12 protein-coding genes are annotated in these 10,886 nt (G+C 43.6%); 1 reads left to right on the top strand and 11 read right to left on the bottom strand.

What is annotated here, in order from left to right; all coding sequences use genetic code 11:
- From RYL27_RS08840 to RYL27_RS08805, 8 genes are all read right to left on the bottom strand, one after another.
- Positions 1 to 498 (bottom strand): P-loop NTPase fold protein (locus tag RYL27_RS08840; RefSeq protein WP_314966639.1); only part of this gene is annotated, 498 nt, incomplete at its 3' end.
- Positions 499 to 508: 10 nt separating this feature from the next.
- Positions 509 to 1,090, bottom strand: a complete 582-nt coding sequence (locus RYL27_RS08835; RefSeq protein WP_314966637.1) for a DUF1788 domain-containing protein — start codon at positions 1,088 to 1,090, stop codon at positions 509 to 511.
- Positions 1,087 to 1,689 (bottom strand): DUF1819 family protein, encoded by a 603-nt coding sequence (locus RYL27_RS08830; RefSeq protein ID WP_314966635.1) that lies wholly within the window; start codon positions 1,687 to 1,689, stop codon positions 1,087 to 1,089. The genes RYL27_RS08835 and RYL27_RS08830 overlap by 4 nt, the downstream gene beginning before the upstream one ends.
- A gap of 18 nt (positions 1,690 to 1,707) precedes the next feature.
- On the bottom strand, positions 1,708 to 1,953 hold the full coding sequence (locus tag RYL27_RS08825) for a helix-turn-helix domain-containing protein (protein ID WP_314966633.1): 246 nt from the start codon (positions 1,951 to 1,953) through the stop codon (positions 1,708 to 1,710).
- A gap of 392 nt (positions 1,954 to 2,345) precedes the next feature.
- On the bottom strand, positions 2,346 to 2,774 hold the full coding sequence (locus RYL27_RS08820; RefSeq protein WP_314966632.1) for a flavodoxin: 429 nt from the start codon (positions 2,772 to 2,774) through the stop codon (positions 2,346 to 2,348).
- 14 nt (positions 2,775 to 2,788) lie between these two features.
- Positions 2,789 to 3,253, bottom strand: coding sequence for a flavodoxin family protein (locus RYL27_RS08815; RefSeq protein WP_314966631.1), 465 nt, complete (start codon positions 3,251 to 3,253; stop codon positions 2,789 to 2,791).
- Positions 3,254 to 3,320: 67 nt separating this feature from the next.
- Positions 3,321 to 4,082: a carboxymuconolactone decarboxylase family protein gene (locus RYL27_RS08810; protein WP_314966629.1), complete on the bottom strand. Its 762-nt coding sequence runs from the start codon at positions 4,080 to 4,082 to the stop codon at positions 3,321 to 3,323.
- Between the two features lie 13 nt (positions 4,083 to 4,095).
- Entirely contained in the window at positions 4,096 to 6,990 is a 2,895-nt protein-coding gene (locus RYL27_RS08805; RefSeq protein ID WP_314966627.1) for a DEAD/DEAH box helicase, read from the bottom strand.
- Positions 6,991 to 7,716: 726 nt separating this feature from the next.
- Between RYL27_RS08805 and RYL27_RS08800 the strand changes: the two genes are divergently transcribed.
- On the top strand, positions 7,717 to 8,214 hold the full coding sequence (locus RYL27_RS08800; protein WP_314346593.1) for a helix-turn-helix domain-containing protein: 498 nt from the start codon (positions 7,717 to 7,719) through the stop codon (positions 8,212 to 8,214).
- A gap of 40 nt (positions 8,215 to 8,254) precedes the next feature.
- On the opposite strand, the gene RYL27_RS08795 is transcribed toward RYL27_RS08800, so the two are convergent.
- The 3 genes from RYL27_RS08795 to RYL27_RS08785 form a co-directional block, all read right to left on the bottom strand.
- Positions 8,255 to 8,653, bottom strand: coding sequence for a DUF6608 family protein (locus RYL27_RS08795; RefSeq protein ID WP_314346592.1), 399 nt, complete (start codon positions 8,651 to 8,653; stop codon positions 8,255 to 8,257).
- Positions 8,654 to 8,861: 208 nt separating this feature from the next.
- Entirely contained in the window at positions 8,862 to 10,403 is a 1,542-nt protein-coding gene (gene guaA / locus RYL27_RS08790; RefSeq protein ID WP_314966625.1) for a glutamine-hydrolyzing GMP synthase, read from the bottom strand.
- 220 nt (positions 10,404 to 10,623) lie between these two features.
- Positions 10,624 to 10,886: PD-(D/E)XK nuclease family protein (locus RYL27_RS08785; protein WP_314966623.1), on the bottom strand; the 263-nt coding region annotated here is incomplete at its 5' end.

The raw sequence follows: 10,886 nt of genomic DNA, 5'->3' as shown, positions 1-10,886 counted from the left end.
ATAGGGGATCGCGCCGCAAAAGCCCAGGGAGTTGTTAAACACCTTCAGGAAAACATTCACGATGGCATCCTTATTGGATTTTCCATCCGATTCGCTCTTGGCGTCAATATTGAAGATGGTCACATCGGAGGGTGTATTGGCGGCCAGCTTCATATCCGCCAGAACCATCGGATCGGAAATCTTCTTGTCGTCGATGAAAAAGTCGATGGCGTGCTTGTCACCGATGACTTCATTGTCCAGGATGTAGGATAAGATTTTCAGCAAGTGAGATTTACCGCTTCCAAAGAAACCGGAGATCCACACGCCCATCTTGGTAGTGTTCCCGTTGATACCTTTGGCATAGGCAGAGAAAAAATCTGCAAAGTGGCGCTGCAGCTCAGGCGTGACCACATACTCTTCAAGCTCGGTGGCGATATTGGTTTTCTCGCCCTGTCCGGCGATCACAACACCCTGGATATCACGGGTGATTGATTTCTTAAACATCTCTTGAATTCTCATGGTCTCTACCTCACTTCACAAGCTTAAATGCCCGGTAATAATTGTCGTCTTTGATCTCGTTGAACAGAATCAATTCCTGCTCGTTGTAGGTTCCGGGGAAGAACAGCACCACCGGAGCTTTGAGCACCGACTGATGCAGGTTGTTCAGAATTTTATGGGATCTAAGCAGCGGATAGCATTTGCCAACACCGGTCAAAAATACGATAGCGTTCTCCGGGATCTGCTCCACGATCTGCCGGATCAGGATGCTGTCATCCTCATTCATCTTCATGGAGGTGGATGCAGCCCGGACGATATAGTCGAAGCCCCTGCGCTCCTCGTAACGGATGTAGGAATTCACAAAATCCTTGCTCTCTAGGTAATCCATGATCATGTCATAGAGATCAAAGATCACCAGTTCAAAGCCATCCGTACCCTTGGCGTTTTTCTTCTTCATGTATTCAATGCGTTCACGGACTTCCAGCTCTTTTGCCGGGTCATAATCGAATACCCAGTAGTTCACCTCATTGGCTCTTCCAGAACTCTCCCGGAATTTGGGCTTATGGATGGCAGCTTCCATCTCATCTAGCCGTTCCTGTAATTCTGCCATCATCTCACCCCCATAATTGCTTTGAGTTCATATGTAAGGCCGTTGTCCTGCATCCATCTCTCCATCGCTGGATCGGGAAGTGGCTTGTAAATTTCCCGGACATCCTTTGCTTTGTTTATGACACCGGCCTCATAAAGCATAGACTTGTACGATACCATCAGTTTTTTGATTGTTGCCTCCGTCCACTTGGCAGCGTTTTCATCTTGCTCCTGCTTGTTTTTGAAGAAGATCCGCAGATCGCTGTCGGAAAGTTCATTGTTGCCAATGATCATCTTCTCCCGGACAAGTTCGTAAACAAGTGCGCCGAATAATGCGTCATACGCCATCGCCGCCACAAGAGCAAAAAGCTTTTGCGATGCAAGATCGCACCCCGCAAAGACATCATAAAAACTATCATCAAGACTCTTCACTCGCGCAGAAACTGTATTGAAGATCTGTGTTGCCCGGAGGGACGTAGGTGCTCCAAATATATTTTCATTTTCATTCAGGCTTTTGATTTCTTCCCAGCTCATGCCTTCCGCTCGAAGCGAGATCACTTTACGAAATTCCATGAACCAGAAGCAATACTTAACAGCGCCTGCACTGTATTTACTTCTATCCATCTAAAGAATACCCCATCTCTATTGTACGGAATCAGCTGTACCATTTTCCAGACTCGGTTCAGGATCAGGAAAAATTTCCATGATGTCATCAATGCTGCAGTTCATATTAAGGCAAATCTTCTCCAGCACGTCCACCATCACGTTTCCTCCATTCTGAAGTTTATTCAAAGTCCCCTGGCTGATGCCGGTAAGTGCTTTGAAGTCTTTCTTCTTCATATCTTTGTCTATCAATAATTTGAATAACTTCTTGTACGAAACTGCCATAACCTTTACCTCTCAATATGAGCTCCATAAATGGCTATAAAATCACACAGCTTATACTATACCACAAACAGATTGAGATTGTATCTATTTTGTCGTGCTCGTGGCATTAATTTATTGTTCACAGATGATTTCGACCATAAAATGGCAAATGGTATCAGCGATATGAAATTTTAGAAAATTTTCGCGTTGGAAGTAATCGTCACAAACTGTGCGGGCAATGCGTCTGTCCTGACAAACGCCTCCGAGAGCTCGTTGGGAAAGCGCCCTCATCCCCTTCGACATCGCCGGCGCAGCCGGCGATGAGCTGAGTGTCTGAAGACACAAAAAGACGACCCTATACTGTTTTGTACAAGGTCGTCTATGATGGTAATCTACGAAATATTCCAGCAGTTTTATCTCAGCATTTTGCCAGGATTGAATTTCGCACCCGGAGCAGAAGGCTCCAGTTCTTTGTTGCTCTGGCCGTAACCGGATCCGCCCGAAGTAGCGAATGGAGTAATTGTCTTTCCGGAGAGATCATACTGTTCCAGAAAAGAATTGATAATATGCGGAGCAACGCCCCACCAGATTGGAAATCCGATCTGGATTTCATCGTACTGATCCATATTCTGAACCTTTTCTGCAATCTCCACACGGGAACTCTTATCGTTCATCTCCAGAGAGCTGCGGCTCTTCTTATCCATCCAGTTCAGATCTGCATCCGTGTACGGCTGCACGGGACGAATCTCAAAAAGATCTGTGTCTTCCTGCTTCGCCAGTCTTTCCGCCACTCTTTTCGTAACACCACTTGCTGAAAAATATGCCACCAGTTTCTTCGCCATTTTGATTCTCCTCCTCAGATTGATTTTCCAAGCTCATATGGTGCCTGCGGATGTTTCGTTCCTCTGGTCATAGACGGGGTTCCGCAGCCGTCGCCGTAAACAGCACCGCAGTCATAAAATTCCATGTACTCGCAGATTCTCTCATAGTATGCCTTGACAACAGAGAATACCGTATCGGTATCATCCCAGGCCGCCGTTAGCAAAACGGTCTTTTTATGCATATAGGTCAGCTCTGTTGTAAAGCTGTAGAATCTGTCGATTACTGCTTTTAACTGGGCAGGCCAGTTGTGGTAATAAACAGGCATGACGAAGACGATCATGTCCGTCTCTCTGATCGAGCCCTTCATTTTGTTTTCGTAGTCGTCCTTCTGAACACAGGGACCGCCCATACCGCAGTGGTTGCAGCCGATGCAGGGCCGGATATCTGCACGGAACACATCAAATTCCGTGATCGTATGGCGGTCTCTTTTGCGCCGCAAATAAATTCATCCGCCAGCATATTGGAAGGGCCGTGTTTGTTTCCGCTGCTCTTTAAAACCAGAATCTTTATAAGCTCAGATACTCCTCATCGATGACCGGTTCACACCATTCGTTCGAGGCGTTCTCTCCCTCGATCTCAAAGGCAAGATGTGAAAACCAGCTGTCCTTCTGGGCTCCATGCCAATGCTTTACATTCGCCGGAATATGAATCACTGTGCCGGGAAGGATCTCCTGAGCATGCTTACCTTCTTCCTGATACCAGCCTTTTCCGCCGACACTGATCAACATCTGGTCCCCGCCTTTTGATGCATGATAGATATGCCAGTTGTTTCGGCAGCCCGGTTCGAAGGTCACGTTGAAGATCATCACCTGCTCTGTTGATACGGGAGCCAGATAGCTTTGTCCGACGAAATACTGAGCAAAGCCGTCGTTAGGGTCGCCAATAGGGAAGAAGATCTCCTTCTGGAATCTTTCCTTCTCCGTCAGCGATTCTGTTTCCTCATCATAGATACCGTTCGCTTTCACAAGATTAAAAACCGCCCAGGCCTTCGGCCAGCCAGCGTAAAAAGCAACATGCGTCACGATAGTCGCAAACTCCTGCTTCGTCACGCCATGTGCTTTCGCATTCTGAATGTGGTAGACGAGAGAAGAATCCGTTATGCCCTGCGACATCAGTGCCACCATCGTGATTACGCAGCGGGTCTTCAGATCAATATCCTGATTGTTCCAGTTTTCACCGAATAGCACATCATCATTAAAATGGGCAAACTCCGTAGCGAACTCTCCCAGTGCCTTTCTTCCGGCTGTTTGTACGATTTTTTCTGCCATGAATTTGTCCTCCTTATTTACTACCCATGATTTCAAGCCCTTGCACCTTACCCGCACGTTTAATGTATGAAGAAGCAGAAGCCAAAACCTCTTGTATTTTATCCGGCATATCAACAGATCTGCTTAATGCAGGTTGCACAATTACGATATTGGCAACCATTTGTTTTGAAGTATCTCTGATAGCTTGTAAGCATTCTCTGTAATTGCCAACAACTGGCTGACAGTGACCAGCAATATGCCTACTAATCACCTTATCTGCAAATTTTCCTCTTGTAGTCAGCCAAACGATGGACTTCACTGCTTGACCAGCTACTTCGTATACATCAGCGGTACTGGAATTAAAACCAGCAGCACTTTTTTTCTTCACATGGTAAAGCTTAATCGACAACTGCCTATCCGTTTCCTGAATAGCAATATAATCCGCAATTTCTCCCGACCCATGGTCGTACAGAATGTATTTGTTCTCTTTATCTTCTTTTAGTATTTCACATAGTGCGTCTTGTATTGAGATTTTTCCTTTATACTTTGAATCTCCAAATTCAAGCCCTATGTCCGTTCCACGAGAATCCCAATCAATTCCAAGTATTGTATCCTTATCAAAGCTTATAATATCCGGATTGCCTTTAAAGATCTCAAATCCCACTATCAGGTCATCGTCAAATGTTTTTAACGATACAGGATTATCTGTGAAATAATGTGCCAATTCATAGTCCTCAGAACCCATAGTTATAAAAAGGCTATTGTCTTTTGCTGTATAAACGCCATCAGTGTCACAATCGAACATATCGGCAATATCATCATGGGCAACTGATAATGTTACTTTATTCTTTGTAGATCTAACGATCTTTAAGTCGAAATCTGTCAGTCTTACAGCTATGGCAGAATTAGTTCTGCACTTTACAACCGGAGGTGAGGAATATGTTGCGTCTGAATAATCGACAATAAACAATGTGTCCGGATATTCTACCAACTTCTCTGCCATTGGGATATAGTCGTAATTTGTATTTGTCTTGACTCGGATTCTGCTATCTACAATTTTCCTTCCAACTGCTTCAACCCATAGAATGTAGTCAGGAATATTCTTATATTCGCTGCTCCAAACTTTTGATGCACTACTGTATCCAATCGTAATATTTTCTTCCACTCCGCTTGAGATATCCGTAGCCTTACAAAATACATGTCCGGCGGAATACATCTTACCAGTATCGGGATCTATGGCATCACTGACATCAGAACCAGCCATTATTCGATATGCCTCCCCCGATTCGTTAAACCTGTTTACCATACCGGAATTAAATATCTCGAATCCAGTCAAATTTCCAAGTACACGGTTCATTTCTGATTTCGGAATTTTGTCATAACTTTCGCAAAATGCAGCAGCCAACTCATCATAAACGACTTCTGTGTGCGATTGTGAGTAAATGTGAAGTAACCCAAGTTCCTTCTGATAATGGATAAGATACAGGGAATACTGCTTGTTTATTTTATATTCAGCACTCATCCACAGCGGAGAAGCATACACAAGCTCTATACCAATGATTGTGTTATCTTCAAAGTTCCGATGAATTCTGCCTCCAACATTAAAACTTTCTGGGAAGTCAGCATTTATGTTAAAGCCATGTACCTTATAGATTCGATCATGGCAATTCGGCATTATTGACTGAAGCGGAATATTGTCTTCATCGATCTCATTTGCTTCTGTTCTGTAAGCCTTATAGTATTTCCTGTCACTGTGTTCTTTTTGGTTCTTGCCCTCACTCATATCGATAATCATTTCTTGCCAGACAGCATCACTGGAATATAAACGATTATTTTCTATCTCGAATTCTTCATCGTTAGCCGCAATAAATTTTGCAGTCCCAATATTGCGGGCATTTGTACGTGCAAATCTTCCGATAAATTGTAATGTACTAGCCAGAGATTTGTGAGGCGCGTGTATAGCAGCAATCTTCAAATTGGGAAAATCAAATCCCTCTCCGAGCATATCAACACAAATAATTCCATCAAGGGTATTATCCCTTAATTCTTGAATATACTGCTTTACCCTTGCATTGCTCATTGAGCTGTCAACTCTGCGAAGCTTTAGTGACGTGTTTTCCTTATATAATATTTCTAAAACCTCTGCGTTCTTTTTCGTGTTAGTCCGAACCATCAAAAAGTGTTCAAGCCCTTCTTCACGATCTGCTTGAAGAACTTGCTCTGCTTTCTTTGCAATCTGCAAATCCTTGTCTTCGCACTCTGGGATGGAAATGTATCGAATCTCTCCAAAAATACCATCTCTATATGCCAAAGACAGAGGATAGTCATAGACAATATCCCCCTTGATCTCTTTCTTATCAAGCCGAAAAGGAGTAGCCGTAAACAATACATGTGTCGCCGTTCCTAAATTAATCAGGATTTGCTGCCACGTCTTGGCAGGTGTATGATGTGCCTCATCCACTTCAACAAGAGTTATATTATTGACTGCCCATTCTGTTTCGCTTAATGACAATGCACATTGAGGGGTAGCAACGATTACATCCGCAGATTCAAGAGCCTTTATCATTTCATCGTTGAACATATGCTCCATTTCAAAGACCACAGGCCTTTTCATAGCTTCTTTGAACACATTGGCTGTTCTCAGCGTTAAAAGTTCCTTAAAATCATCTGCAATTTGGCCTCTGACAAGGGTGCTGGGTGTCACCACAAGTACTTTATTCTTAGACAGAATGTATGGAGTAAGCATAAGAACAGCCGTTTTCCCAGCCCCAGTAGGCATAACAGTAATCGCCGCCTGCTTTGAGTTCATCGTGAAAAAGGACGCAATAGCATGCACAGCACCCACTTGCGCATTTCTCAACCCCCGCTTCTTCACAGAATCAAGGGGATATGTCACATTCTTATAATTTGACGAGAAATATTTCCCCATTGCATCCTCCATAACAATTATCTATCAAAAGCTTGATCTGATCGGAACGACCAATTTGCTGGGCGGTGTTTCCCAATATAGAGCTCAGAGCTTTGCTTGAATGGATGTCATCAAGGTATCTGACCTCTTTCAATTTAGCTATTTCCACTTTGCTAATGCAGTCCATTCTGCAAATACGGTCGTATAAATACTGACTCTTAGACATCGTTTGGATTGCAATCGTTCCGTGAGCCTTGTGTTATAAGCATTGCATCTTTGCAATTCTGAATCGTTGGTCTTGTCAACCTCGGCCTGCATTTTTCTTCTAACCGCAACCTTCTTTGCTTCAATGCCTTTCGTCTTTTCATCGGATAGAAAAGCAAATGCATTCTCCCAGAAACCAATTCCTGCTCCTTTTCTTACTTGGTTCCACGAAAGAGCTTTTGGGGGGTTATATATTGCCTTTTGCTGTTCGAAGAGTGTATCCAGCCAGTAATCTACGCTACAAGGACTAACGCTATATCGAAGACTCAGATAGTAATCAAGCCGTTTGCCTTTCCCAATCCGTTCTGCCTGCAGCCTCTTCCTGAGCTGCCATTTTCTCCGATGTCATTTCAGCCATAATTTACATTCTCCATTTATTCGGCCGATTGTAAAATCAGGTTGAACAGATAAACTGAAAAGTACATAAATCTTCTCTTTGGTAGAATGTATGTGCTCAATCATCATTCACAAGGAGAAGACCCTATGAATCAAGTACATTCTACAACTGAACACAGGAAGGGTAAACATCTTTCATTTGAAGAACGTGTTGTAATTCAAACTCATCTCAAAGATGGATGGACACCCAACAGGATCGCCGGAGAGTTAGGTCGCGCGACAAACACCGTTCGTAACGAGATCAAACGCGGTACCGTCACTCTTTATAGGGGCAACATCTTCCGTTACAAGGCAAAAGTCGGGCAGGCCGCCTACCAGAAGAATCGTGAAGCTTTTTGCCGTCACTATGATCTTCTTGAAAAGAGCGCTTTTATCTCTTGTGTAGAAGAGCACTTCTTTAAAAACGAACGGTCGCTGGATGTCTGTGCCCACCACGCTCTGAAGGATGGAACGTTCACCAGAGAGCAGATCGTCTGCACGAAAACGCTTTACGGCTACGCAGATCTTGGGCTTCTGAACATCAGAAACATTGATCTTCCGGAAAAGCTGCATCGCTCACCCAAAACAGCTCTTATAATCTTTTAGCCATGTGTTTTCATTTTCTTATAACACATAATATCATATATTAATTATTTATTTTTCGTTTAGCTCTATTCTTGTAAATAGCTATGCTTACATAAACTATAATATAAGCAATTGTATCATTTATAAATATATCTCTATAGGCATTAGGATGTAGTTCAACAAAAAATCCTGAAATAAACACATATAGAAAAGCTAATATAATAAAAATCAAGTACGGAATTAAACAATTAAATATTGGATTTTTAAAATCAACATCTGCTACAATGCCAATAATAATGGAGCCAATTAAAGTTATTACTGCTCTATCCAAAATATGAAAATAGGTATCGTTTGTATTACCCATTAGCAAATTTATTATGCAACTCGCTATTGTGGCAACCGTAAAAATAGAACAAAATAATATTGCTATATATTTTAATAACCTACAAGTAATTTTCATAACATTCTACCCCATCTATTAGCCAAAGCCTCCCACAAAAATGATGGAAGGCTTTCTGAACAATTACTTTAAATTCAACAATTCCCTTTCAGACCTGCTTTTTCAGCTTTTTAGTGTCAAAATAGTATCACTCAAGAGTTTTTTACATCGTTCAATCAGTAAAACCTACTGTTTTCAAAGGTCTAATAGTGGTAACATTTTGCTTCTGCTATTCCATCTCAATCGTTCCTGGTGGCTTAGACGTCAGATCATAGAACACCCTATTCACTCCCTTTACCTCATTCACGATTCGGTTCATCACTCTCTGGAGTACGCTAAAGGGAATATCCGCGCATTCTGCGGTCATAAAGTCATCGGTAATTACCGCGCGGAGAGCCACCGCGTAGTCATAGGTACGAAAGTCTCCCATAACCCCCACGGAGCGCATATTGGTGAGGGCGGCAAAATACTGGCTGTAGGAACGGGATAGTCCTGCCTTCTCGATTTCTTCACGGTAAATGAAGTCCGCATCCTGTACCATGCGAACCTTCTCAGGAGTTACTTCTCCGATAATTCTTACCCCAAGTCCCGGTCCCGGGAAGGGCTGACGATAAACCAAATGCTCCGGAAGTCCAAGCTCCAGTCCTACCTTACGCACCTCGTCCTTAAAAAGCAGGCGCAGTGGCTCTACGATTTCCTTAAAGGAAATGTTCTTGGGAAGTCCGCCTACATTGTGGTGGGACTTGATCACTGCGCCCTTTCCAAGGCCGGATTCCACCACGTCTGCGTAAATGGTTCCCTGAGCAAGGAAGTCCACTGCTCCGATTTTATTTGCCTCACGCTCAAAGATACGGATAAACTGCTCTCCAATTATCTTTCTCTTCTTCTCCGGTTCTTCCACCCCGGCTAATTTCTCAAAATACTCTTCACCGGCATTTACCCGGACAAAGTTTAACTCGAAATCTCCCTTTTCGCCGAAGATTTCTTCCACCTGATCGCCTTCATTTTTCCGAAGAAGGCCGTGATCCACGAATACGCAGTACAGCTGTTTTCCGATGGCTCTGGAAAGAAGCCCTGCTGCAACAGAGCTGTCCACACCGCCGGAAAGGGCAAGAAGCACCTTGCCGGAGCCGATTTTATTTTTCAAAAGGGAAACCTGCTCCTCCACGAAGGACGCCATCTTCCAGTCTCCGGTACATTTGCAGACATCATAGAGAAAATGATGAATCATCTTCTGCCCTTCTACGCTGTGCTGCACCTCAGGATGGAACTGCACCGCATAAATCTGTCTCTTCCCATCTTCCATTCCCGCAACAGGACAATGCTCGGTATGGGCGGTAATGGTAAAGCCCTCCGGTACCTTGGCAATATAGTCGGTATGGGACATGAAAACGGTGGTCTCTTCCGCTACATCGGAGAAAAGCACGGAGGACTTCTCCACATGGGTTTCCGTCTTTCCATACTCACTGACCGGGGCGGTAGCCACCTCTCCTCCAAGCTCATAGGCAATCAGCTGCGCTCCATAGCAGAAGCCGAAAATGGGGATGCCCAGCTCGAAAATTTCCTTTCCGATATGCTGGCTTTCCTCTTTGTACACGGACTGGGGTCCCCCGGTGAAGATGATTCCCTTTGGACTTAATTCTTTAATCTTCTCTATGCCAATGTCGGAACCGTAAACCTCTGCATAAACCCCTTCGTCTCTTACTCTCCGGGCAATCAACTGGTTGTACTGTCCACCAAAATCCAATACGAGAATCCGCTCATGATTCATTTTTCTTTCCCCTTTTCTTCAGTTCTTCCAACGGCAACAAGATAGATAAACCGCCTTTTTAAAAGGCTCACACAATTACTCATTATAGTGCCTAGGAAAAGACTTATGCAAGTCCTTCTTTAATAGGCTTTATTAGTCTACTTTAACAAGCTTTTTCGCTCTACTTTAGCAAGCTTCTTGAGTTTGCTTCGGCAAGTTTTTTAAGGCACCTTGATACGCCTTACAAGTCCACTTCCTCTCCTAAGGAGAAGGAGTAAAGCACTCTTCGCCTTACTTTTTTCCCTAAAATCTGCTCCAAGGCCTCGCTGTATAAGTCGATTTGCTTTTGGTAACGATTCCTTAGCTCTTCCCCGTCCTTCACCCGGTCGGTCTTATAGTCCACAAGGATAATGCCGTCTTCCTCCATAATAAAGGCATCAATGATTCCCTGAAGAATTACCTTTTCTACATGATTATCTGCATTACTTTCTACAAAACTTTCCC

The organism is Oribacterium sinus (assembly GCF_963537195.1).
GTDB classification, from domain to species: Bacteria; Bacillota; Clostridia; order Lachnospirales; family Lachnospiraceae; genus Oribacterium; species Oribacterium sinus_A.
The sequence above is the reverse complement of the archived record's forward strand: the minus strand, read 5'-3'. Positions and strand labels throughout refer to the sequence as shown.

Excerpts from the sequence above, each read along its gene's own strand:
- RYL27_RS08835 (WP_314966637.1), bottom strand. The coding sequence starts at position 1,090 with ATGATGGCAGAATTACAGGAACGGCTAGATGAGATGGAAGCTGCCATC.
- RYL27_RS08830 (WP_314966635.1), bottom strand. The coding sequence starts at position 1,689 with ATGGATAGAAGTAAATACAGTGCAGGCGCTGTTAAGTATTGCTTCTGG.
- RYL27_RS08825 (WP_314966633.1), bottom strand. The coding sequence starts at position 1,953 with ATGGCAGTTTCGTACAAGAAGTTATTCAAATTATTGATAGACAAAGAT.
- RYL27_RS08820 (WP_314966632.1), bottom strand. The coding sequence starts at position 2,774 with ATGGCGAAGAAACTGGTGGCATATTTTTCAGCAAGTGGTGTTACGAAA.
- RYL27_RS08810 (WP_314966629.1), bottom strand. The coding sequence starts at position 4,082 with ATGGCAGAAAAAATCGTACAAACAGCCGGAAGAAAGGCACTGGGAGAG.
- RYL27_RS08805 (WP_314966627.1), bottom strand. The coding sequence starts at position 6,990 with ATGGGGAAATATTTCTCGTCAAATTATAAGAATGTGACATATCCCCTT.
- RYL27_RS08800 (WP_314346593.1), top strand. The coding sequence starts at position 7,717 with ATGAATCAAGTACATTCTACAACTGAACACAGGAAGGGTAAACATCTT.
- RYL27_RS08795 (WP_314346592.1), bottom strand. The coding sequence starts at position 8,653 with ATGAAAATTACTTGTAGGTTATTAAAATATATAGCAATATTATTTTGT.
- guaA (WP_314966625.1), bottom strand. The coding sequence starts at position 10,403 with ATGAATCATGAGCGGATTCTCGTATTGGATTTTGGTGGACAGTACAAC.